Here is a 24,053-nt window from a genome sequence, read left to right on the forward strand (position 1 = left end):
TTTACTCACGGTCGGCGCTGACGGCCTGGCGCGCGCCGCGCCGGTTGGCCATCGCGGCACGGCGGCCGGCGGCCCGGTCCTGCCCCTGCTTCGCCGCGGCGCCCTCGTCGGCGCCAGCCTGCGAAAGATAGGCCGAAAGCCCGGCGATCGTCGGGAAACGGAAGATGTCGGTGATGGACAGCTCGCGCTGCAGCGCCTCCTTCAGGCGCCGGTGCGTCTGCACCGCGAGCAGCGAGTGGCCGCCGAGATCGAAGAAATTGCTGCGGGTGCCGACTTCGTCGAGTTTGAGCACGTCGCGCCAGATCGAAGCGATGGTTTCCTCGAGGTCGCCGGTCGGCGCCACGTAGGCCGCGGCCTCTTGCGCGACGGCGGCGCGGTCGGCCTCGGGGGCGGGGAGCGCCTTGCGATCGATCTTGCCGTTGGGAGTCTGGGGCAGTGCGGCGAGCGTGACGAAGTGCGAAGGCAGCATGAAGTCGGGCAGTCCGACCTTCAGGTGCTCGCGCAGTTCCGCCGCCTTCGGCGACTGGCCCTGCGCCGCTGTCACGTAGGCGACGATGCGGGTGTCGCCCGGCGTGTCCTCGCGTGCGACGACCACGGTTTCCAGCACGCTCGGGTGCGACAGGATCGCCGCCTCGATCTCGCCGAGCTCGATGCGGTAGCCGCGCACCTTCACCTGATGATCGAGCCGGCCGAGGAATTCGAGCGTGCCGTCGGCGCGCTGGCGCGCCAGGTCGCCCGTCCGGTACATGCGCTCGCCCGGGCGGAACGGGTTCGCGAGGAAGCGCTCGGCGGTGAGTTCGGGGCGGTGCAGGTAGCCGCGCACGACGCCGGCCCCGGCGATCACCAGCTCGCCCGGCGTGCCCGCGGGCAGCGGCTGCTGGCGGCGATCGAGGATGTAGATCTGCTGGTTGACCAGCGGCCGGCCGAGCGGGATGGCAGGCTCGTCCGGCTGCACCGCGTGCACGGCCGACCAGATCGTCGTCTCGGTCGGGCCGTACATGTTCATCAGCGTGCCGCCGATGGCCTTCGTCAGGTCCTTCGCGAGCGATGCGGGCAGCGCCTCGCCGCCGACCATCATCCGCTTCAGCGACTTCATGCCGGGGGCTGCGGCCTCGTCCATCACCAGCATGCGCGCCATCGACGGCGTGCACTGCAGGTGCGTGACCGCATGGCGCTTCATCAGCGCGGGCATCGTGTAGTCGCCGGCCGCGGCACGCGGCGGCAGCGAGAGCTTGCGGACCTCCGACAGATGCGGCAGGTGTTCGAGCACCGACGCCGAGTCGACGCCGAAGTCGATCAGGCAGGCGACGTCGTCGACGCCGATGCCCTTGAGCTTGTCGACGATCGCCGCGCACTGCTCGGGCGTGCCGAACAGGCCGCTGCCTTCGTAGTAGCGCTCGAAGCTGTGTTCGAGCAGCGCGTCCATCTCGTCCTTGCCGAGGCTTTGCAGGTCGACGGCCTGCGCCGAGGTGTCCATGCCTTCGCGCTTCTTGAACGCGGGGAAGCTCCAGGCGTACTGCTGGATCAGGTTGACCGAGCTGCGCAGGTATTCGATCAGCGGCTGGCGCACCTTGGCGCGCACCGCCTGCTCGTCGGGGCCGACGAAGGTGTGCAGCATCAGCGAGACGTAGCCCTCGCCCGCGTGGCCGGCGTCCTTCCAGGCCTTGCGGTAGGTGGCGAGCTTGCCTTCGAGCTCCTCGATGCTCTGGCCCAGCAGGTGGGTCAGCATGTGCGCGCCGAGGCGCCCGGCCGCCGCGAAGGTCTCGGGGTTGCCCGCGGCCGTGACCCACACCGGCAGTTCCTTCTGCACCGGCTTGGGCAGGATCCTGACCTCCACCGCGTTGCCTGTCGCGCCGGGGAAGCTGCAGGCCTCGCCGCGCCACAACTTGCGCACGGTCTCGATGCCTTCGAGCATCACCTGCTTGTTCTTCGCGAAGTTCTCGGGCTTGAGCACGAAGTCGTTCGGCTGCCAGCCGGACGCGAACGAGATGCCGACGCGGCCGTTGGAGATGTTGTCGACGACCGACCACTCCTCGGCGATGCGCGCCGGGTGGTGCAGCGGCAGCACCACGCTGCCCGCGCGGATGCCGATGCGCTGCGTCACCGCGGCGATCGCGGCGCTCGTCACCGACGGGTTCGGGTACAGGCCGCCGAAGGCGTGGAAATGCCGCTCCGGCGTCCACACGGCGGCGAAGCCGTGGGCGTCGCCGTACTTCGCGCCTTCGAGCAGCAGGTGGTACTTGTTCGTGACCCCTTCGGATTCGTCGCTGGAGAAGTAGAAGAGGCTGAAGTCGATCGGCTTGTGCGCGTTCGGCCCGCGCACCGGGGCTGCGGCGGCACGGTCCTCGCCGGTCGCCACGACCACGCTGTAGCCGCGCGTGAGCGTCCACACGAGCTCGAGCACCGAGATGTCGAAGCTCAGGCTCGTGACCGCGAGCCAGACGCCGGGTTCGTCTGAACCCAGGTGCCGGTCCATGCCCTCGAAGAAGTTGACGACGTTGCGGTGCTCGACCATCACGCCCTTGGGCTTGCCGGTCGAGCCCGAGGTGTAGATCGTGTAGGCGACGTGCTGCGGCTCGGCGCCGCCGTCGAAGGGCTCGGCCGACTCCTTGGCGATCTGCGGCCAGTCGCGGTCGACGCACAGCACCGCGCCGCGGTGCTTGGGCAAGTCGGAAAGCGCGCGCTCGTTGGTCAGCAGCACCTGAGCCTTCGAATCCTCGAGCATGTAGGCGACGCGGTCCTTCGGATAGCTCGGATCGAGCGGCACGTAGGCGCCGCCGGCTTTGTGGATGGCGACCAGCGCGACCATCATCTCCACCGAGCGCTCGCAGGCCAGGCCGACGAGCACGTCGGGCCCGACGCCGAGCGCATGCAGCCGGCGCGCGAGCTGGTTCGAGCGGCGGTCGAGCTCGGCGTAGCTGATCTGCCGGTCTTCGCAGATCACCGCGGCGCGGTCCGGCGTGCGCTGTGCCTGCTCGGCGATCAGGCGGTGCAGGCAGACCCCCGCGCGGCTTGGCGCGTCGGTCGCGTTCCACCGGTCGATGACGAGCGCGCGGGTCGGCGCGTCGAGCAGCGGCAGCTCGGCGACGCTGCGCGAGCCGTCGGCCACGGCGGCGGCGAGCAGCGTGGCGAAGCTGGCCTGCAGGCTCGCGACGGTGGCCGCCGGCAGCAGGGCTTCGTCGTGCAGCCAGCGGCTTTGTGTGCCGTCGGCGGTGAAGGCGACCAGCAGCTCGTTGCGCGCAAGCGCGTGTGCGTCGGCGAGCGTTTCGACGACGCACACCGCCACCGGCAGCACGCGCGGATCGCCGGCCAGCGCCTGCGCGCGCAACTCGGGCACGCGAGCGACCAGATCGTTCGCGAAGCTGCCGCGCTTGTGCAGCTCGGCGGTCTCGGCGGCGAGCGCGTCCGACAGGCGCGAGAACGGCTGCGCAAAGTCGATCGACGCGCGCAGCGGTACCTGGGTCGCAAACCACGGCGCGCAGCCGTCGGTCAGGCTGCGCAGATGCGCGTCGGCATGGCCGAGGTCGAAGGCGTCCTTGTCGGCCAGGCGGGCGAGCGTCGCCACCAGCGCTGCCACCAGCGTGGCGGCGTCGGCCTTCGTGCCGATCACAAGATCTGAGCCCCGCTTGACGCCGCGGGCCGCGACGCTGCGGTCGATCTGCGGCAGCTCCAGCGGCGCGCGGCTCTCGAGGCGCGCTTGCCAGAAGCCTTCGTGCGTGGCAACGGCGGCATTGATCCGCGTCAGCCGCGCGGCCGCCTCGCCGTCAACGGCATCGAAGCGCGCGCCGACCGAGAGCCCGAGCTTCACGGCCGCTTCCCGCGCGCTCAACGCCGCGCCACAGGTCTGCTCGATACGCAGGAGGCGAAGGTCGTGCGTCGAAGTCGAGACGGTGATCGCCGCCTCGTCGATCGCGACCACCGTGCCGGGCGCCAGGGTGCTCGCGGCCTCGGCAACGGCGACTTCCCGGACGATCACGCCCTGCCCGTTCGCCGCGGCCTTCGCGCTGGCGACCGGGTTGGCATACGCGCCGAAGTCCAGGGCACGCACGAGCGTCGCACAGGCTTCGGCCCCTTGCGACCACGGCAGCGCTGCGGCCGCGGCGGGCCGGTCCTTGCGACCGTAGTAGCGCGCCAGCGGCTCGGCCTGCGGCACGGCTTGCAAGGCCCCGGAGGCGAGGCCGTCGATCATGGTCTCGAAGCTGTCGATGCCGGCTTCGAAGCACTTGGTGTTGAGCGTGAGCGCGGTCTCGCCGGCGGCGATGTCGAAGCGCCGCTGGATGTAGAGGCCGCCGGCGTCGACCTCGGCGGTCATTGCATGCCACGTCACGCCGTGCGCGGCCTCGCCGTTGAGCAGCGCCCAGACGGGCGTGTTCAGGCCGGCGTACTCCGGCAGCGGGCCGTCGTGGAAGTTGATCGCGCCGCGCGTCGGTAGCGCCAGAGCCGCTTCGGGCAGCACCGAAAGGTTGGTGATGCTGAAAAGCCAGTCGAACGGCTGCAGATCGGTCGCGGCGACCAGCGCCTTCGCATCGCGCAGCAGGCGGATGCCGCGCTCGGCCGCCCACTTGCGGATCGCGACGCGCTGGCTCACCACGGCGACGACTTGATGGCCGCGCTGCTCGAGTGTCTGCGCACACTGGATCAGCAAGGATTCGGAGCCGACGAGAACGCAACGCCAGGAGGTAGTCATGCTTGCCTTTGGGTGAACGGGACTGCGAGCGAGCGCCACGACGAAGGCCAGGCCGCATGGCTCGAGCGCCCGACCCTCGACGGCGCTCGACATCGTCGTTGATCTGGTTACCGCTGCCGGCGAACCGGCCGCATCCCCCGGACCGATGCGTGCGAACTTCGGCACGCGCCGGGCGAGGCGAATTATTCGTGGCGCTTCACGAGGCGCCTCCCCCGCTTTTCGGGTACGGCCGTTGGTTGCGCGCCGCGCCGTGAAGTTTGCAAGCTTCGCGGGGGAGACCGTCCCGCATCGTGAAGCGACTTCGCTCGGTCTAGGCGCTGTCAACCCTGCTTCGAGGGGCTCGATTTGTAACTTTCGTTCGGCCTTGCTTCACCTGCAAGAAGTGCGTCGAGTTGCAGGCGCGAACTGCCACACGAACGGCCGCCCGCATCGCGGTACGTAGGCGCGCGACTACAGCCCGCCAAGTCACCGCCTCACACCGGTTCCCCCCCGATTCCAGGGGGTCGTCGCCTCGACCGTCCGCCCGCAACCGAACGCCCGGCCGGTTGCTGCACTGCGTCAGCGCCGCCGTTACATCGTCGCAGCCCCGTTACGGCCCCCTGCGCCCACCCACCGACAGTGCACTCCATCGCACTGCCAGACCCATGCGCTTCGCCGCGCTCCGGTCGGGCAGTCGCAGCCAGCAAGGCGGGTGGCGGGGGCAGAACCCCCGAGTTCGAGAGTCCTTCGAGCGTCCACCCCCTGTCTTCGCGCGGTGCCGACATCGGTCGCCGCCCTCGCAACGGAACAGGTGGAGTGAACGATGAAATTTGCGCGTCTTGCGGTGGCCGAAGCCGTGACCGTCCTGCTGGTGGCTGCCTGCGGCGGCTCATCCTCGACCGATGAAGTGCCGGCCGATGCCGCCTCGATCACGCTGACCGAAGCCGAGCAACTGAGCCAGGCCGAGCGGGTCCGTGTCGGCAACGGCGACTCGACCGCGCCTGCGCTGACGGTCACGACGCAGGGCAGCATCAGCCTGTCGGGCGCCGTGTCGCTGGGCGGCACGATCACCGACAACGCGGCGGTCTACCGCGTCAGCTGGAGCAACGACCGCGGCGGCAGCGGCCGCGCCGCGCTTTCCGGCAGCCCGCGCCAAGCCACCTGGGCGATCGGCAGCATCCAGCTGCAGTCCGGCAGCAACGTGATCACGCTGACGGCGGAAGACGTCGCCGGCAACACCCGCTCGATCGCCGTGACCGTCAACCGCGACGGCTCGGCCGCCCCGGCACCGAGCCCCGTGCCTTCGCCTACCACCGCAACCTGGCAGCAGGTCGCGCAGGAAGGCGGTTCGTTCAACCTCACGAAGACCTCGACCGTGCGCTACGGCGTCGACGGCAACTTCGCGACGCGCAGCCTGGGGGCCAGCAGCTGGAACTGCAGCAACGCCACCTTCGGCGATCCTGCCGTCGGTCGGAACAAGGTCTGCCAGGTCGCGATGTCGGCCCCCGCCCCGGCACCCGCCGCGCCTGCCCCGACTCCTGCGCCGACCGCTTCACCCGCCCCGGCGCCCGCGCCGACCAGCGCTCCGGCACCGGCGCCCACGCCGGCTCCGGCTCCGGCTCCGGCGCCGTCGGTCACCAGCGCAATCACCGCGGTGGTTGCCTCGCTGATTCCCGGGGCGGCCGGCGGCTCGGCGGACCGCCGCATCAACAACAGCGGCGAGATGCCCTACCGCGACCACGACGGCATGGGCGCCTTCCGCACGGTGTGCCAGTACAGCCACATGAACTTCGACGACCCGCTGGTCTACCCCGGCCAGCCGGGCCGTGCGCACCTGCACGTGTTCTTCGGCAACACGGCAGTCACGGGCAACAGCACGCCGGAGTCGATCCGCAGCAGCGGCAACGGCAGCTGCCGCGGCGGCATCGTGAACCGCTCGTCCTACTGGGTGCCGGCGGTGATCGACACCCGCAACGGCGCGCCGATCCGCCCGGCGGCCGACGCCGACATCTACTACAAGACCGGTTACGGGCTGTTCGGCCAGAACGCGGCGGTGCGGCCCTTCCCGGTCGGCTTCCGCATGATCGCCAGCGACTCGAAGAGCCAGGTCCAGCAGGAGCACGCCTACTTCGAGTGCAACGGCAGCCGGGCCAACGGCATCCCGAACTGCGCCGGCGGCGAGCTGCGCCAGATCGTCGAATTCCCGCAGTGCTGGGACGGCGTCAACCTGAGCAGCCCCGACCACCGCTCCCACATCGTCTACGCGCGCAACGGCAGCTGCCCGTCCACGCACCCGGTGCACACGCCGGAGATCACGATGATCGTCAAGTACAACGTGCCGTCGAGCGGCGCGTCCACCTGGCGCCTGTCCAGCGACATCAACGGCGCGCCGGCCGGCAGCTCGGGCCACGGCGACTGGGTCAACGGCTGGGAACAGGATGTTCTCGAGACCTTCGTGTCCCGCGTGATCCGGCAAGGCCTGTCGGGCGGCTCGCACATCGTCGGCGACGGTCGCACGATCTACTGATCGACGGTCGAGCGCCGATCCAGACGGCGCGCGGCGGGTCACCGCCACGCGCCGTCTTCATTGGCGAATGCACATGCGACCCGGCGCGCGTGACGCAATGCCGGCGACTGGTTGCAACGCCTTGCGCCCGGTGTGTGACGACCGGTAAACGCCACCGGTTGGCAACGAGCATGCCTGCATACTCGGCGGCTTCTTCAGGCTCTACGCTTGCCCATGTTGAAGTCGCGCTCACCCTTGATCGGTCGCATCTCGGTTTGTGCCGTGGCGGTTCTGTTGACCGCCTGCGGTGGCGGTGGGGGTGGCGGTGGCAGCGATGCAGGAAGCAGCATCGCGGCCCCGGCCTCGAGCGGCGGTGCTGGGTCCGGTTCGGGGGGGAGCGGCGGGAGCGGATCCGCTTCCGGCGGATCGTCCGCTGGCGGCACGACGACCTACGTCGACGCCGCGCGCGTGCCCGCCGCCAAGCCCGGCGCGACCGACCGCCGCATCCAGTTCCGCGGCGACACGCCGTACCGTGACCCCGACGGCATGGGCGCCTTCCGGACGGTGTGCGACTACAGCCACATGAATTTCGACGATCCGCTGGTCTATCCCGGCCAGCGCAACGCCACGCACCTGCACGTGTTCTTCGGCAACACCGCGACCGACGCGAACAGCACGCCGGAGTCGATCCGCACCTCGGGCGGCAGCAGCTGCCGCGGCGGCATCGTCAATCGCAGCAGCTACTGGGTGCCTGCGATGATCGACACCCGCGACGGCCGCCCGATCCAGCCGCGTTCGGACATCGACGTCTACTACAAGACCGGCTACCTGCTCGGCACCTTGCTGAACGGCTCGGTGCAGCCCTTTCCGGCCGGCTTCCGGATGATCGGCGGCGACTCGAAGAGCCGGGTCGCGCAGCGGCACATGTACTACTCGTGTCACAACGGCAGCGGCGATTCGCCGACCATCCCGAACTGTCCGGGCGGCGAGCTGTGGCAGATCGTCGAGTTCCCGCAATGCTGGGACGGCCGCAACCTCGACAGCCCCGATCACCGCAGCCACGTCGTCTACCCGAGCGGCGGGCGCTGCCCGGCAAGCCACCCTGTGATGCTTCCGCAGGTGTCGTACCACGTGAAGTACGACGTGCCGGCATCGGGCGCAAGCACCTGGCGGCTGTCGAGCGACATCGACGGCGCGCCGGCCGGCAGCTCCGGCCACGGCGACTGGGTCAACGGCTGGGAGCAGGAGGTGATGGAAACCTTCGTCTCGCGGATCGTCAACCTCGGCCTGTCGGGCGGCTCGCACATCGTCGGCGACGGCCGGATCATCTACTGATCCGCTTGGCCCCGGCGCGCCGGCACTCAGCCGCTGCGCGGGGGCGCGACGGTCTCGGTCGGCAGGTTCAGCAGCGCCCGGGGGATCACGTAGCGCGCGCCGTGCGGCGCAGTCCACTCCAGGCGCACCGGCAGTCGCGCGGCATCGAGGCCATCGACCTCGACGGTGATCGGGTAGAAGCGGCCGGCGACCATCTCCAAGCCCTTGGCATCAGGCGCATCGGCATGCACGTCGGCGCGCGAGACCAGCACCCGTGCTTGCGCCGGCTGCACGTGGAAGCGGTAGACGCCGTTGGTCGGCGCCTTGATCCAGCCGCTCCAGCGGATCGAGCGCGGCGGCGTCGCTCGCAGCGATTCGGGAAGATCGGCGCTGCCGGCGAAGTCGACCGCGGCATCGGTGCGCGTCAGCAGCGGCTCGCCCCTCCAGCCGGGCTCGGCGAAGTACTGCGCCTGCAGGCCGACGCCGACGACATTCGCCGCGCTGCAAAGTTCGGCACGCTGGCTGCTGGGTTCAAGGCTGGCCGGTGTCGGCACCGCCGTCTTGGACTGCGGGCCACAGGCCGCGAGGACCGTGGCGCACGTCAGCGCGCACAGGGTGGCGGCACGTCGCTCGCCGCTGGGTCCACCATCGGATCGCATCGGGGAATTATCGGCGCCGTCGGCGATCATCCCGCTCGCACCAGGGCCTTCGATGCCAAAGGACACATCTTGTTGGCGACACCGCATCCGCTCGAACAGTTCGACCGCATCTTCGTCATCAACCTCGCGCACCGAACCGACCGCCGGCGCGAGATGGACGAGCAGCTGCGGCGCATCGGCCTGTCGCTCGAGTGGCCGCGCATCACTGTCTTCGACGCGGTGCGGCCCGACGGCCCCGGCAACTTCCCGACGCTCGGCGCACGCGGCTGCTTCATGAGCCACCTCGGCGTGCTGCGCGAAGCCCAGCGCCTCGGCCTTAAGCGCGTGCTGGTCTGGGAAGACGACCTCGACTTCACCGACGACTTCGTGCAAGTGCTCGAGAGCATGCGCGGCGAGTTCGACGCACAGCCCTGGTCGATGTTCTACGGCACCTACCTGGCCCCGGAAGGCGCGCCGGCGCCCAGCGGCCTCGTGATCCGCGCCGAGCCGACCACGCGCCTCGTCAACACGCAGTTCATGGCCTTCCAGGGCGATGCGATCGCCGCCGCCGCCGATCACCTCACGCTGATGATGAACCGCGCGCCTGGCCATCCCGAGGGCGGGCCGATGCATGTGGACGGCGCCTTGAACTGGTTTCGCCGCGCGCATCCCGAGCGGCTCGTGCTGCTCGCGGCGGAGCAGATGGGCTACGAGCGGCCCTCGCGCACCGACGTGCACGAACTCGCCTGGTACGACCGCGTGCCCCTGGTGCGCGACGTGGTCGACGGCCTGCGCAAGCTCAAGCCCAGCCGCGTCGCCTGAACCGCGGACTTCAGCGGTAGAGCGAGGACGCGCCGGCCGGGCGCGTCTTGAAGCGCTTGTGGACCCAGAGGTATTGCGCCGGGTTCTCGAGGATGCGCTGCTCGATCCAGCGGTTCATCCACGCGGTGTCGGCCTCGGCGTCGGCCGTCGGAAAATCCGGCCAGGGCTCGTGGAAGCGCACGCGCCAGCCGGCGCCGCCGGGGAGCATCTCGGCGATCACCGGCTGCACCTTCATGCCGAGCAGACGCGCCATCCGCGAAGGCGCGAGCAGCGTCGCCGCCGGCACGCCGAAGAAGGGCACGAAGGCGGCGTCTTTCGCACCGAAGTCCATGTCGGGCAGGTTGAAGAAGCCGGCGCCTTCCTTGATCGCACGGATCAGCGGCTTGGCCGTCTCGTTGCGGGCGAAGATCTTCGCGTTGCCGTGACGCAGCCGCGCACGCTTGAGTGCCGCGTCGAAGACCGGATTGCTCTGCGCCTGGTAGATCGACGAGCCCGGCCGCGCGATGAACAGCTGGATCGCCGCGCCGGCGACGTCGAGCCCGAGGAAGTGCGGTGCCAGCCACATCACCGGCGCGGCGTGCGTGTCGGCGAAGTCGACCGGCCCTTCGATGTGCATCAGCCGCTTCAGCCGCGCCGGCGACGCGTACCAGAGCAGCGAACGCTCCAAGATGCTGCGGCCTAGCCAACCGAAGTGGTCGCGCGCCAGCGCCACGCGCCTTGCTTCGCTCCACGCGGGCAGGCACAGCTCCAGGTTGCGCAGCGCGATGCGGCGGCGCGAGCCGGCCAGCCACCATGCGACGCGCCCCACCCCCCGGCCGAGCGCGGCGAGCACGGGCAGCGGCAGCCAGTGCAGCAGCCAGAGCAGCACGAGCACCGCCCGCATCAGGCGCCCTCGCCCGGCGCGGCGCCCGGCCCGTCGCGCCGCGGCTGTTTGTAGCGGTGGTAGCCCCACAGGTACTGCTCGGGGCACTGCAGGATCAGCCGCTCCATCGCGCGGTTGATCGCGCTCGCGGCCTCGACCGGATCGGCCGGCAGCGCGCCCGGATCGCTGACGCGCACGAGGTAGCCGGCACCGCGCGGCAGGCGCTCGCCCCACACCACGAGCAGCGCCGCGCCGCTTTGCTGCACCAGCCGCGCCGCGAGCGTCATCGTGTAGGCCGGCTTGCCGAAGAACGGCGCCCAGACGCCGAGGCCCTCGGGCGGCACCTGGTCGGGCAGCAGCCCGACGACTTCGCCGCGCTTCAGCGCACGCAGCATCTGGCGCACGCCGGCCAGCGTGGCCGGCGCGGCGTCGAGCCCGGGCCGCCGGCGCGCCTGCTCGACCAGGGGGCGCAGCCAGGGCTTGCGCGCCGGCCGGTACAGCACCGTCATCGCGCCGCGGCCGGCGCCGTAGCGCTGCGCGTAGGACTGCCCGATCGCCTCGAAGCAGCCGAGATGCGGCGTCAGCATCACGAGGCCCCGGCCCGCGGCCTGCGCCTGCTCGATCAGCTCGCCGCCTTCCCAGCCGACCGCCACCGGCAGCGGCGCTTGAACCGGCCGCAGCCACAGCGTCGGCAGCTCGGTGAGCATCCTTCCGGCCGCACCGATCGCCTCGCGCGCCTTCGGCCAAGGCACGCCGGCCTGCGCGGCGTTCGCGCGGAAGCGGCGGCGATAGGTCGGCGAGGCGAGGTAGACCAGCCAGCCGAGCGGCCCGCCCACCGCATGCAGCAAGCGCAGCGGCCAGCTCGACAACATCCGCAACGCGGCGATCAGCACCAAGGGCAGGGCGCCGCTCATCCGGCTTCGTGAGGCTTGAGGTGCATCGCTAGAATCGCGGCGTCGCCGAGTTAAGGAACTACTTGCGGGGCGATCGCGGCACTCCACGGCCGCCGGGCTGCATCAAGATCGGTCGATCAAGACGCGCTCAACAAACCGCTAAAGCGTTCGCCGCTTCCTCCCCGATCGGCAACGCGAGTTGCAACAACCGATGGAGTTTAGACAGTGGCGAACGACTTCCTTTTCACCAGCGAATCCGTCTCCGAAGGTCACCCCGACAAGGTGGCCGACCAGATCTCGGACGCGATCCTCGATGCGATCTTCACTGAGGACCCGCGCAGCCGCGTGGCCGCCGAGACGCTGACCAACACCGGCCTCGTGGTGCTCGCCGGCGAGATCACGACCAACGCGCACGTCGACTACATCCAGGTCGCGCGCGACACGATCAAGCGCATCGGCTACGACAACACCGAGTACGGCATCGACCACAAGGGCTGCGCGGTGATGGTCTGCTACGACAAGCAGTCCAACGACATCGCCCAGGGCGTCGATCACGCGAGCGACGATCACCTCAACACCGGCGCCGGCGACCAGGGCCTGATGTTCGGCTACGCCTGCGACGAGACGCCCGAGCTGATGCCCGCGCCGATCTACTACGCGCACCGTCTCGTCGAGCGCCAGGCGCAGTTGCGCAAGGACGGCCGCCTGCCCTTCCTGCGGCCCGACGCGAAGAGCCAGGTGACGATGCGCTACGTCGACGGCAAGCCGCACAGCATCGACACGGTCGTGCTCTCGAGCCAGCACAGCCCCGACCAGAGCGAGACGCCGACCAAGATGAAGGGCAGCTTCGTCGAGGCGGTGATCGAGGAAATCATCAAGCCGGTGCTCCCGAAGGAATGGTTGAAGGAGACCAAGTACCTGATCAACCCGACCGGCCGCTTCGTCATCGGCGGCCCGCAGGGCGACTGCGGCCTGACCGGCCGCAAGATCATCGTTGACACCTACGGCGGGGCCTGCCCGCACGGCGGCGGCGCCTTCAGCGGCAAGGACCCGAGCAAGGTCGATCGCTCGGCGGCCTACGCGGCGCGCTACGTCGCGAAGAACATCGTCGCGGCCGGCCTGGCACGGCAGTGCCAGATCCAAGTGGCCTACGCGATCGGCGTCGCGCGGCCGATGAACATCACCGTCTACACCGAAGGCACCGGCGTGATCAGCGACGACCAGCTCTCGAAGCTGGTCGCGGAGCACTTCGACCTGCGGCCGAAGGGGATCATCCAGATGCTCGACCTGCTGCGGCCGATCTACGGCAAGACCGCGGCCTACGGCCACTTCGGGCGCGAGGAGCCTGAATTCAGCTGGGAGCGGACGGACAAGGCGGCTGCGCTGCGGGCTGCGGCCGGGCTGTAAGCCCGGCAGGAGCGAAGCGCTTCGGCCTTCCGCGACCTCTCCATCAAGGCGACCTCCGGGTCGCCTTGTCGTTTCTGCGGAGCCCGATCCGGCTTCGCATCTCCGAAAGTCCCGGCATCGCCTGCCTAGGCTCGAAGCTCGCTTCCACGCCCCGCCATGCCGCCGCCCGCCAACCCGCTGAAGAACGCGACCTTCCGCCAGCTCTCCGCCTTCCACGCGGTCGCTCGGCTGGGCAGCGTGTCGAAGGCTGCCGAGGAAATGCACCTGACGCAGCCGGCGGTGTCGATCCAGCTCGGCATCCTCGAAGACGCGGCCGGCACGCCGCTGCTCAAGCGCAGCGCCCGCGGCGTCAAGCTCACCGAAGCCGGCGAGCTGCTGGCCGGCTATGCGGCGCGCATCCTCGGGCTGTGGCGCGAAGCCGGCGAGGCGATGGCGCTGCACTGCGGCGACATCGCCGGCCTGCTGCGCATCGGCGCGGTCACCACCGCCGAGTACCTGCTGCCACCGCTGCTGCTCGAATTCGTCCGCGAGCACCCGCAGGTCAAGGTGAAGCTCTCGGTCGGCAACCGCGCCGAGATCGTCGGCCTGCTCGCCGGCCAGGAGATCGACCTCGCGATCATGGGCCGTCCGCCCGCCGAGCTGAAGACGGTTTCGGCCGCGTTCGCGAAGCATCCGATGGCCTTCGTCGCGGCGCCCACGCACCCGTTGATGAGCGGGCGCCGGCTCGGGCTGGATGCGCTCGCCGACGCGAACCTGCTGGTCCGCGAACGCGGCTCCGGCACGCGCACGACGGTCGAGCAGCTCTTCAAGGACGCCGGCGTGGCGCTCGCGATCGGCACCGAGATGTCGAGCAACGAGGCGATCAAGCAGATGTGCGCGGCCGGCTTCGGCATCGCCTTCCTGTCGCTGCACGCCTGCGTGCTCGAACTCGAGACCGGCCGGCTCGGCCTGCTGCCGATGGCCGAGCATCCGGTCGAGCGCGACTGGTACGTGATGCACATCGCGTCGAAGACGCAGCCCGCGGTGGCCGCGGCCTTCGAGCAGTTCCTACGCGTGCACGGGCAGGCGTGGATCCACTGGCGGCTCGAGCAGATGCAGGCCAAGGCCGGCACGGCCGAACCGACGGAGCGCAAGAAGAGCGTGCGCAGCGCGGCCTGAGCCGCGCCTTCGATCAGCGCTCCCCGGCCCCGCCGATCGCCTCCGCCTTCGCGATCAGCGCCTCGGCCATGCGGATGCTGGCGATGTCGATCAGACGGCCGTCGAGCGAGACGGCGCCCTTGCCTTCCTTCGCCGCCTGCGCCATCGCATCGAGGATGCGGCGTGCCTTCGTCACCTCGGCCGCGCTCGGCGTGAACACCTCGTTCGCCAGCGCGATCTGCGAGGGGTGGATCGCCCACTTGCCTTCGTAGCCGAGCACTGCTGCGCGGTTGGCCGCGGCCTTGTAGCCGTCGGGGTCGCCGAAGTCGCCGAAGGGGCCGTCGACCGGGCGCAGGCCGTAGGCGCGGCAGGCGACCATCATCCGCGTCTGCGCGGCGTGCCAGGGGTCGGTCCAGAAGGTCTGGCGGTTGCCCTGCTCGTCCTTGTCGCTCAGCACGACGCTGTCCTTGTGCACGCCGCCGATCACGGTGGTGCGCGCGCGCGTCGAGGCCGCGTAGTCGGCGACGCCGAAGCTCATCGCCTCCAGCCGCTTGCTCGATTGCGCGATCGCCTCGACGTTGGCCATGCCGAGCGCCGTCTCGATCAGCACCTCGAAGCCGATGCGCTTCGTGCGGCCCTTGGCGTTCTCGATCTGCGTGACGAGCATGTCGACCGCGTACACGTCGGCAGCGACGCCGGCCTTCGGGATCAGGATCATGTCGAGCCGCGGGCAGGCCTCGACGATGTCCACCACGTCGCGGTACATGTAGTGGGTGTCGAGGCCGTTGATGCGGATCATCATCGTCTTCGTGCCCCAGTCGACCTCGTTGAGGCCCTGCACGATGTTCTTGCGTGCCTGCGCCTTGTCGTCGGGCGCGACGGCGTCTTCGAGATCGAGAAAGACGATGTCGGCGGCCGACGCCGCCGCCTTCTCGAACATCGCGATCTGCGTGCCCGGCACGGCGAGCTCGCTTCGGTGCAGGCGCGGGGTGGCTTGTTCGACGAGGGTGAAGCTCATGAGCGGGTCCTTTGGGTTCGTGAAGCTTGGCTAGCCGGTCGCGCCGAGGCCGGCGGCGGCGCAGTGGATCGACATCAGGAAGGCGGTGCGCACGTCCTCGTCGCCCCCTTCGCGCACCGCGCGCAGCAGCTGCACCTGCTCGCGGCTGACCTGGTTCATCGTCTGCAACCGGCGCAGCAGGCGGCGCCGGTGTTGCGGGAAGCGCTCGGCCAGCTCGCTCGCGCCGCTGACCTTCAGCACCATCTCGCAGGTGAGCCGGTACTCCGCCTCGATCGCCGCGAAGATGGGCTCGCGCAGGCTGGCGTCGTCGATCAGCCCGGCGAATTCGCGCGCGATGTCGAGGTCCACCGTCAGCAGCGTCTTCTCCACCTCGTCGATCACGGTGCGGAACAGCCGCGCCTCGCGGAACATGCGTTGCAGCAGTTCCAGGCCGCGCTCCTTGCGCACCTCGACGAAGGCCGCGAGCCCCGAGCCCAGGCCGTACCAGCCGGTCAGCATGTGGCGGTTCTGCGTCCAGGCGAACACCCAGGGGATCGCGCGCAGGTCGGCCAGCGTGCGCGCCTGCGTGCGGCGCGCAGGGCGCGAGCCGATGTTGAGCAGCGCGAGTTCCTCGAGCGGGCTCGATCCCTGCAGGTAGGCGAGCAGCTCCGGCCGCTCCATCAGCTTGCGGTAGGCCGTCCAGCTGACGCCGGAGATCGCCTCCATCGCCTCGTCGAACTCGTGCTTGGGCACCAGCGCGGCCTCGCGCTCGGCGAGCAGCACGTGCTGCAGCACCGACGACGCGAGCAGCTCGACCTGATGGTGCGCGGTGCCGCGGTTCGCGTACTTGTACGAGACGACCTCGCCCTGCTCGGTGCAGCGGTAGCCGCCGCGGATCGACCCCGGCGGCTGCGCGGCGATCGCGCGCCCGGTCGGCGCGCCGCCGCGGCTGACCGAGCCGCCGCGGCCGTGGAAGAACGCGATCTTCACGCCGAGCTCTTCGCCGAGCCGCGTCATCGTCGCCTGCGCCTTGCTCAGCTCCCAGTTCGCGGTGAAGTAGCCGCCGTCCTTGTTGGAATCGGAGTAGCCGATCATCACTTCCTGCACGTTGCCGTGCGCCCTGAGGCTGCGCTGCACCAGCGGCACCGCGAGCAGCTCCTTGAGGATCGCCGGCGCGCGCCGCAGGTCCGGGATGGTCTCCAGCAGCGGCACCACCGGCAGCGTGCAGCGCTCGGTCGCGTTGGCGTCGTTGAAGAGCCCCGCGTGCTTCGCGAGCAGGTAGACACCCAGCACGTCCGCCGCGCTGTGGGTCATCGAAAGGATGAGGGTGCCGAAGGCTTCGCGATCGCAGCGATCGCGCAGCTCGGCGACGGTGCGGAAGGTCGCGATCGTCTCGCGCGCCTCGGCCGACAGCGTGGCCGCGTCGACGGCGCGCGCTTCGCCGCCGAGCGGGCGGCTCAGCTCGGCGAGCAGCCAGTCCTTCCACGCGGCGCTGTCGGCGGCGGGCGCACGGTCGCCGTTGCGCCACTGGCCGTAGAGCTCGCCCAGCGTCGCGTTGATGCGGATCGTGTTCTCGCGGATGTCGAGCCGCACCGTCGCGAAGCGGAAGGTCCGCACCTCGCGCAGCAGCGGCGCGATGAAGCTCTGGGCGAGCGTGGCCGCGCCGGCGTCGTGCAGCGCGCGATGCATCGCCTCGATCTCGTCGATCAGCGCATCGGCATGCGCGTAGCCGTCCGCCGCGGTGGTCTGGCGTTCGACGGCATCGATGGGCGCGCCCTGATGGGCGCTGTAGGCGATCGTCGCGTCGAGCTTCGCGAGCATGCAGGCGATGAACTGCCGGAACAGCTCGCCGGGGTTGCGCTGCGCGATGCGTTCGCCGTCGGCACGGCGCGCAAGCGCGGCCTTCACGAGCGCGCGGAAGCCCTCCGGCAGCTCGACCTGCCGCTCGCTGATGCTCAGGTTGCGCGCCAGGTCCGCGAGCCGCGTGCGGTAGCGGCGCAGGCTGGCCAGGCGCATCTGCCACAGCGTGTTCCTGGTGACCTCGCTGGTGACGAAGGGGTTGCCGTCGCGGTCGCCGCCGATCCACGAGCCGAAGCCGAACACCACGGGCAGCTCGATCGCCTCGCCGGGAAACTGCTTCGCGAACGCGGCTTCGATGCGGCCGTAGAGCTGCGGCACCACGTCGAACAGGTTCTCGTCGAAGAAGTACAGGCCCCAGGCCACTTCCTGATCGACCGAAGGCTTCTCCAGCTTCAGCTCGCCGGTGAGCCAGAGCAGCTCGATCTCGTCGGCGACCGCGCGCATCAGGTCCTCGCGCTCGCGGTCGGTCCAGCGCGGCGACTCCAGGTCGAACAGCTTCAGGTAAATGCGCCGATGCCGTTCGAGCACCGTGACGCGCTTCGCCTCGGTCGGATGAGCGGTGATCACCGGGCGGATGCGCAGGCCGCACAGCGCCTCGCGCACCTGCTGCGCGCCGAGCCCCGCGAGCGCGGCCGCGTGGAACACGTGCGCGAAGCTGCCGCGCACCTGCTCGTGACCGCGGGTGCGTTCGAGCTCGCGCCGCCGGCGCATGTCGCGGTTCTGCTCGGCGATCGCGAGCAGCTGGAACCAGATCGCCTGCGCCTGGATCGTGCGGGCGAGCAGCCGCGTGCTCATCGGCGCTTGCGCAGCTTCGCCGCGCATCAGGCGCGCGACATCGGGCTCGTGGCGCTCGATCACGCCGAGCAGCGCCTCGCGCAAGAGCTCGGAGCGGCCGAGCGCATCGGCCGCCTCGGCCTGCGCGGCCGATTCGTCCGGGTCCGCGAGATCGGGGCGCGGCAGCGCGTTCAGTGCGAGCGGCACGCCCATGGCTCGCCTCGTGTTCGCCGTCGCCGATGCAGCGTCAGTGCACGCGCGCAAGCGCCTGCCCGACGGTGGCACCCAGCTCGGCCGCGCTCGGCGAGACCAGCAGCCCGTAGCCGCGCATGATCTCGGCCTTCTCGCCGGCGGTGTCGCCGGCCGCCGAGATGATCGCGCCCGCATGGCCCATGCGCCGGCCCTTCGGCGCGGTGAGGCCGGCCACGTAGCCGACGACCGGCTTGCTCATGTTGGCCTTCACCCAGGCCGCGGCTTCCGCCTCCTGCGGGCCGCCGATCTCGCCGATCATGATCACGGCCTTGGTCTCGGGGTCGCTCTCGAAACGCTCGAGGTGATCGAGGAAGGAACTGCCGTTGATCGGGTCGCCGCCGATGCCCACGCTGGTGGTGACGCCGATGCCCAGCGCCTTCATCTGCGCCGCCGCTTCATAGCCCAGCGTGCCGGAGCGCGAGACGATGCCGACGTTGCCGCGCATGTAGATGTTGCCCGGCATGATCCCGAGCATCGCCTTGCCGGCGCTGATGATCCCGGCGCAGTTGGGGCCGACGATCGTCGTGCGCTCGTCCTTCGCGTAGCGGCGCAGGTAGCGCTTGACGCGCATCATGTCCTGCGCCGGGATGCCGTCGGTGATGACGCACACGAGCTTCAGGCCCGCGTCGGCGGCTTCCATCAGCGCGTCGGCCGCGAACGGCGGCGGCACGAACAGCAGGCTCGCCTCGGCGCCGGTCTTCTCGACGGCGTCCTTCACGGTGTTGAACACCGGGCGGTCGAGGTGCTTCTGGCCGCCCTTGCCCGGCGTCACGCCGCCGACGACGTTGGTGCCGTAGGCGATCATTTCCTTGGCGTGGAAGGTGGCCTTGTCGCCGGTGAAGCCTTGGACGATGACTTTGGTCTTCTCGTCGATCAGGATGCTCATGCGTGCTGCTCCTCGTTGCTTGGTTCCCTGTCCCGCTCGGCGGGACAGGGCTGGGTGAGGGTGTCGGCGTCAAGCGGGCGCGTGTTCGCGCGCGGCGGCCACGGCCTTCTGCGCGGCCTCGGCGAGCGAGTCGGCGGTGATGATCGGCAGGCCGCTTTCGCGAACGATCTTCTGGCCCTCTTCGACGTTGGTGCCTGCGAGCCGCACGACCAGCGGCACGCGCAGGCCCTTGGCGGCCTGCACCACGCCTTGCGCGACCCAGTCGCAGCGGTTGATGCCGGCGAAGATGTTCACCAGGATCGCCTTCACGTTGCGGTCCGAGAGCACCAGGTTGAAGGCGTTCTGCACGCGCTCCGGCGAGGCGCCGCCGCCAACATCGAGGAAGTTCGCCGGCTCGCCGCCCGCGTACTTGATCAGGTCCATCGTCGCCATCGCGAGGCCGGCGCCGTTGATGATGCAGCCGATGTCGCCGTCGAGGCCGACGTAGTTCAGCCCGTGCTGGCCGGCCTGCGCCTCGCGCGGGTCTTCTTCCTGCACGTCGCGCATCTCGGCGATCTGGCGGCGGCGGAACAGCGCGTTGTCGTCGAAGCTCATCTTCGCGTCGAGGGCAAGCACGCGCTGGTCCTTGGTGACGACCAGCGGGTTGATCTCGACCATCGTCGCGTCGAGGTCGCGGAAGGCGCGGTAGCAACCCATGATCGCGGTCACCGCCTGGCTCACCTGCTTGATGTTCAGGCCGAGGCCAAAGGCGATCTCGCGCGCCTGGAAGGGCTGCATGCCCACCGCCGGCTCGACCTCGATCTGCAGGATCGATTCCGGCTTGGTGTGCGCGATCTCCTCGATCTCCATGCCGCCTTCGGCCGAGGCGATCACGCGGATGCGCTCGATCTTGCGGTCGAGCACGAAGCCGAGGTAGATCTCGCGCTCGAAGGGCTCGGCCACCTCGACGTAGAGGCGGTTGACCACCTTGCCCTGCGGGCCGGTCTGGTTGGTCACCAGCGTCGCGCCGAGCATGGCCTTCGCCGCGCTCGCCACTTCCTGGTAGGTGCGGCACAGCTTCACGCCGCCGGCCTTGCCGCGGCCGCCCGAATGGATCTGCGCCTTCACGGCCCAGTGCCAGCCGCCGAGCTCGGTGGCGGCATACACCGCCTGGTCGGCGCTGTAGGCGACGCTGCCGCGCGGCACCGGCACGCCGAAGCCGGCGAGCAATTCCTTGGCCTGGTACTCGTGAATGTCCATCGGTTGGTCTCCTTGTGTGCGATGAGCGAGGCGGCGCTAGCCCAGCTTGGCCTTGACCTGCTCGTGGATCCGTTCGGACAGCGGCCCGCATTCGTCGAGCAGCGCCTTCAGCTCGGCGAGCGCGGCGTCGGTCCACGCGCGGTCCTTGATCTGCGGCGCGTTGATGTGCACGTTGAGCGCCGCGCTGCGCAGCGCCGCCCACGCGGCGAGCACGCCCACGCCGACGTCGCTGATCACGTTGAGGTTGCCGTGCTCGACCGCGCGCGCTGCGAGCCGCACGCCTTCGGCGCAGGCGCGCGCGCAGGCGAGCGGCGCTTCGGTCGCGGCCTTCAGGCCGCGCTGGATCGCGGCGCTGCGCACGGCCTTCTCGTCGTCGGTCGCCTTCGGCATCTTGTAGCCCGCCATCAGCGAATCGAAGGCGGCGATGTCCTCGGCCACCATGCCGGCGAGCCGCTTGCGCAAGGCTTCCGACTCGGCCAGCAACTGCTTCATCTGCGGCTCGACGGCCTCGTAGCCCTTCTTGCCGATGGTGAGGTTCGCGACCATCGAGACGAGCGCGGCGCCCATCGAGCCCATCACCGCCGCGGCGCTGCCGCCGCCGGGCGTCGCGTTGCCGCTGGCCAGCTCGTCGAGGAACCGCGCGGTGCTCCAGTCTTCGATCATCGTGCGCTCCTTCAGCCGACCATCGTCTTCGCGATGGCGTAGATCTCGTCGCAATCGAGCGAGAGGTCCTGCTGCTCGAACAGCTTGCCGATGCAGGCGCGGTGCAGCGCGATCTTCAGGGCGCCGAAGCCCAGCGCGCCGAAGACGAGCTTGCCGTGGCGCTCCTTCATCTTGTCCATCATGTCGATGCCCTCGATGCCGAGCGCGGGCGTCGCGTTGGCGTCGGCGAGCAGTTCCAGCGTCTTGTGCTCGCGCCACGCGGCCTCGTCGAGCAGCTGCACGCCGGCCGCGCCGGTCGCGAACACGATCTGCGCACCCTGGATCGCCTTCACGCGCGCCGCGTTGTCGGCCGCCTCGATCGCCTCGACCTCGACCTTGAAGCGCTCGGCGACCGCCTTGGCCGTCGCCTGCGCCTTCTCCTTGCTGCGGCCGGTGATCGCCACCTGCACGCCTTCGCGCGCCAGCATCACCGCGGCGCGCTGGCCGACCGGGCCAGTGCCGGCGAGGATCACCGCGCGCTTGCCGGCGAGCCGGCCCTTGGCCGCGTGGTGCAGCCAGGCCACGCCCGCTGCGGCGGTGGTGTTGGACCCATTGCTGTCCAGCATCACCGAGACGCGGAAGTTGGCGAAGAACTTCTTCTTCACCGCCTTCAGCAGCGCTTCGCCCGCGGCCATGTCGGAGCCGCCGACGAAGATCGCGGTCAGCTTCTTGTCCTTCGGCGCGCGCGTGAAGATTGCGCCGTCGACGAGGCCGCCGACGTTGGCCGGCGTGATGCCGCCGTAAGGCACCACCACGTCGGCACCGCCGTCGTGCGCGACGACGTTGTCGAACACGGAAGCGAGCGGGTCGGTGTCGAACTGGTAGAGCAGCTTTTTCATGGAGTAGGTCTCAGGTGGAGGCTGAAAGCCCGCACCTTAGCAAGCGGTCCTGCGGGGTCGGGCTCAAGTCACAAGGTGCTGTGGCTTGCCTTCGGCCCAGCGGTCGATGTTGTCGATGAGCTGGTCGGCGAGGAACTGCATCGCGCCGTCGCTCGCCCACGCGACGTGCGGCGTGAGGATGAAGTTGGGCCGGCGCACGTCGAGCAGCGGATGGCCGTTCTTCGGCGGCTCGGTGGTGATCACGTCGAAGCCGGCACCGGCGATCAGGCCTTCGTCGAGCGCGCGGATCAGCGCGGCCTCGTCGACCAGCCCGCCGCGCGAGGTATTGATCAGCAAGGCGCTGCGCTTCATCGCCTTCATCTGCTCGTAGCCGATGAGGTTCTTCGTGCTCGGCGTCAACGGGCAATGCAGCGAGATCACGTCGCTCTCGGCCAGCACCTGCTCGAGCGGCGTGAACTCGACGCCGGGCATCTTCGGCGGCTCGTGGTCGGCGAACAGCACCTTCATGCCGAAGCCGCGCGCGATCGCCGCGGTGCCCTGGCCGATCGCGCCCTCGCCGACGATCCCGAGCGTCGAGCCGAACAGGTCGCCGATCGGGTGCGTGAAGAAGCAGAACTGGTCGCTCTTCTGCCAGACGCCGGCCTCCACGTCCTCGCGGTAGGCCAGGATGCTGCGGCGCAGGTTGAGGATCAGCGCGAAGGCGTGCTCCGGCACCGTGTGCACCGCGTAGTTGCGGATGTTCGCGACCGCGATGCCGTGCTCCTTACAGTAGGGCACGTCGATCACGTCGTAGCCGGTGGCGGCCACCGCGATCATCTTCAGCTCGGGCAGCTGCCCGAGCACTTCGCCCCGCAGCGGCACCTTGTTGGTGATCGCGACGGTCGCGCCCTTGAGTTTGGCGACGAGCTCGTCGACCGAGGTCTTCTCGTGCTCGACGTAGCTCTCGGCCTGCGCGGGCTTGCGCACCTTCGCCTTCAGCGAAGCGCGGTCGAGGAAGACGACGCGGTGGGCAGCCATGCTCACATCCCCCCGGTGGTGCCGCTGGCCTCGGCCTCGTGCGCGCGCCAGAACTTCTGCGCGGCGCCGACGCCCGAGCCGGGCTCGATCTTGATGCCGTTGTCGAGCATCGCGAGCTCGGCGCCGCCGATCGCCGACAGCAGCATCAGCTCGTTCATGTCGCCGACGTGGCCGATGCGGAACACCTTGCCGGCCACCTTGCTCAGGCCGGCGCCCAGCGACAGGTTGTAGCGGCGGAAGGCGCGGTCGATCACCTTCGCGCCGTCGAAGCCCTCGGGCACGACGACCGCCGAGACGGTGTCCGAGTACCACTCGGGCTTCTTCGCGCAGACCTTCAGGCCCCAGCCTTCGTGCACCGCTGCGCGCACGCCGCCGGCCAGGTAGGTGTGGCGCTTGAAGATGTTCTCCAGGCCTTCCTCCTCGATCGCCTTCAGCGCCTCCTTCAGGCCGTACAGCAGCGAAAGCGCCGGCGTGTAGGGGAAGTAGCCGTTCTTGTTCTGGTTGAGCTGGTCGAGGTAGTCGAAGTAGCAGCGCGGCTGCTTGGCCGTGGTGCGGCGCGCTTCGAGCGCCTTCTCGGAGACGCAGGTGATGCCGAGGCCGGCCGGCAGCATCAGGCCCTTCTGCGAGCCAGCCACGCAGACGTCGACCTTCCACTCGTCCATGCGGAAGTCGATCGAGCCGAGCGCGCTGACGGCATCGACGAACAGCATGGCCGGGTGGCCGACCGTGTCCATCGCGCGGCGGATGCCGGCGACGTCGGAGGTGACGCCGGTGGCCGTCTCGTTGTGCGTCGCGAGCACCGCCTTGATCGTGCGGCCGGTGTCGGCTTCGAGCGCGTGCTGGTAGCGGTCGAGCGGCGCGCCCTCGCCCCATTCGCATTCGAGGACCTCGACCTCGAAGCCGAGCCGCGTGCACATGTCGACCCACAGGTGCGAGAACTGGCCGAAGCGCGCGATCAGCACCTTGTCGCCCGGGCTCAGGCAGTTGGTCAGCGCGGCTTCCCAGCAGCCGGTGCCCGAGGACGGGAAGATGAACGGCGTGCCGGTCTGCGTCTTGAAGACCTTCTTCAGGCCGGCCAGGCATTCGAGCGCCAGCGCCGGAAATTTCGGCGAGCGGTGGTCTTCCATCGACACGACCATCGCGCGCAGCACGCGGTCGGGCACGTTGGTGGGACCGGGAACGAAGAGGCCATTGCGACCAGCCATGGTGGTGTCTCCTGAAGGTGTGCGGTGAAAGGGAAAA

Annotated in this window: 17 protein-coding genes; 5 read left to right on the forward strand and 12 right to left on the reverse strand. The window is 69.9% G+C overall.

All coding sequences use genetic code 11. The features are described 5' to 3' along the window. Window position 1 precedes the first annotated feature (1 nt). Window positions 2-4,687, reverse strand: a complete 4,686-nt coding sequence (locus tag VFR90_RS09090) for a MupA/Atu3671 family FMN-dependent luciferase-like monooxygenase (protein WP_326405798.1) — start codon at window positions 4,685-4,687, stop codon at window positions 2-4. An 802-nt stretch (window positions 4,688-5,489) separates the two neighbouring features. Between VFR90_RS09090 and VFR90_RS09095 the strand changes: the two genes are divergently transcribed. Further along, a complete protein-coding gene (locus tag VFR90_RS09095; RefSeq protein WP_326405799.1) occupies window positions 5,490-7,193 on the forward strand; it encodes a DUF1996 domain-containing protein in 1,704 nt (567 codons plus the stop codon). A 447-nt stretch (window positions 7,194-7,640) separates the two neighbouring features. Then, a complete protein-coding gene (locus tag VFR90_RS09100; protein ID WP_326405800.1) occupies window positions 7,641-8,507 on the forward strand; it encodes a DUF1996 domain-containing protein in 867 nt (288 codons plus the stop codon). Between the two features lie 26 nt (window positions 8,508-8,533). Here the strand turns inward: VFR90_RS09100 and VFR90_RS09105 are convergent, their stop codons facing one another. Further along, window positions 8,534-9,145: a PA14 domain-containing protein gene (locus VFR90_RS09105; RefSeq protein WP_326405801.1), complete on the reverse strand. Its 612-nt coding sequence runs from the start codon at window positions 9,143-9,145 to the stop codon at window positions 8,534-8,536. 72 nt (window positions 9,146-9,217) lie between these two features. Between VFR90_RS09105 and VFR90_RS09110 the strand changes: the two genes are divergently transcribed. Next, window positions 9,218-9,946: a glycosyltransferase family 25 protein gene (locus VFR90_RS09110; protein ID WP_326405802.1), complete on the forward strand. Its 729-nt coding sequence runs from the start codon at window positions 9,218-9,220 to the stop codon at window positions 9,944-9,946. Between the two features lie 10 nt (window positions 9,947-9,956). On the opposite strand, the gene VFR90_RS09115 is transcribed toward VFR90_RS09110, so the two are convergent. Together VFR90_RS09115 and VFR90_RS09120 are read right to left on the reverse strand one after the other, a co-directional pair. Then, window positions 9,957-10,829 carry a lysophospholipid acyltransferase family protein gene (locus tag VFR90_RS09115; protein WP_326405803.1) on the reverse strand — a complete coding sequence of 291 codons (873 nt, stop codon included), beginning with the start codon at window positions 10,827-10,829 and terminating at the stop codon, window positions 9,957-9,959. Continuing rightward, entirely contained in the window at window positions 10,829-11,722 is an 894-nt protein-coding gene (locus VFR90_RS09120) for a lysophospholipid acyltransferase family protein (protein WP_326405804.1), read from the reverse strand. The genes VFR90_RS09115 and VFR90_RS09120 overlap by 1 nt, the downstream gene beginning before the upstream one ends. 204 nt (window positions 11,723-11,926) lie before the next feature. Here VFR90_RS09120 and metK point away from each other — a divergent pair, with 204 nt between their 5' ends. Both metK and VFR90_RS09130 read left to right on the forward strand, forming a co-directional pair. Next, on the forward strand, window positions 11,927-13,108 hold the full coding sequence (gene metK, locus VFR90_RS09125) for a methionine adenosyltransferase (RefSeq protein WP_326405805.1): 1,182 nt from the start codon (window positions 11,927-11,929) through the stop codon (window positions 13,106-13,108). 156 nt (window positions 13,109-13,264) lie between these two features. Further along, window positions 13,265-14,266, forward strand: a complete 1,002-nt coding sequence (locus VFR90_RS09130; protein ID WP_326405806.1) for a LysR family transcriptional regulator — start codon at window positions 13,265-13,267, stop codon at window positions 14,264-14,266. A gap of 13 nt (window positions 14,267-14,279) precedes the next feature. On the opposite strand, the gene VFR90_RS09135 is transcribed toward VFR90_RS09130, so the two are convergent. The 8 genes from VFR90_RS09135 to VFR90_RS09170 form a co-directional block, all read right to left on the reverse strand. Beyond that, window positions 14,280-15,263: an HpcH/HpaI aldolase/citrate lyase family protein gene (locus tag VFR90_RS09135; protein ID WP_326405807.1), complete on the reverse strand. Its 984-nt coding sequence runs from the start codon at window positions 15,261-15,263 to the stop codon at window positions 14,280-14,282. A gap of 30 nt (window positions 15,264-15,293) precedes the next feature. Beyond that, window positions 15,294-18,089, reverse strand: a complete 2,796-nt coding sequence (locus VFR90_RS09140; protein ID WP_326405808.1) for a phosphoenolpyruvate carboxylase — start codon at window positions 18,087-18,089, stop codon at window positions 15,294-15,296. Between the two features lie 34 nt (window positions 18,090-18,123). After that, window positions 18,124-19,014: a succinate--CoA ligase subunit alpha gene (gene sucD / locus VFR90_RS09145; RefSeq protein WP_326405809.1), complete on the reverse strand. Its 891-nt coding sequence runs from the start codon at window positions 19,012-19,014 to the stop codon at window positions 18,124-18,126. Window positions 19,015-19,083: 69 nt separating this feature from the next. Beyond that, on the reverse strand, window positions 19,084-20,253 hold the full coding sequence (locus tag VFR90_RS09150; RefSeq protein WP_326405810.1) for a malate--CoA ligase subunit beta: 1,170 nt from the start codon (window positions 20,251-20,253) through the stop codon (window positions 19,084-19,086). 36 nt (window positions 20,254-20,289) lie between these two features. Then, window positions 20,290-20,916, reverse strand: a complete 627-nt coding sequence (gene fchA / locus VFR90_RS09155) for a methenyltetrahydrofolate cyclohydrolase (RefSeq protein ID WP_326405811.1) — start codon at window positions 20,914-20,916, stop codon at window positions 20,290-20,292. An 11-nt stretch (window positions 20,917-20,927) separates the two neighbouring features. Continuing rightward, window positions 20,928-21,794 carry an NADP-dependent methylenetetrahydromethanopterin/methylenetetrahydrofolate dehydrogenase gene (locus VFR90_RS09160; RefSeq protein WP_326405812.1) on the reverse strand — a complete coding sequence of 289 codons (867 nt, stop codon included), beginning with the start codon at window positions 21,792-21,794 and terminating at the stop codon, window positions 20,928-20,930. A gap of 63 nt (window positions 21,795-21,857) precedes the next feature. Further along, window positions 21,858-22,811, reverse strand: a complete 954-nt coding sequence (locus tag VFR90_RS09165; protein ID WP_326405813.1) for a D-2-hydroxyacid dehydrogenase — start codon at window positions 22,809-22,811, stop codon at window positions 21,858-21,860. Window positions 22,812-22,813: 2 nt separating this feature from the next. Then, window positions 22,814-24,016, reverse strand: a complete 1,203-nt coding sequence (locus VFR90_RS09170; protein WP_326405814.1) for an aminotransferase class V-fold PLP-dependent enzyme — start codon at window positions 24,014-24,016, stop codon at window positions 22,814-22,816. Window positions 24,017-24,053 lie beyond the last annotated feature (37 nt).

Source organism: Methylibium sp. (assembly GCF_035762065.1).
Classification (GTDB): domain Bacteria; phylum Pseudomonadota; class Gammaproteobacteria; order Burkholderiales; family Burkholderiaceae_C; genus Methylibium.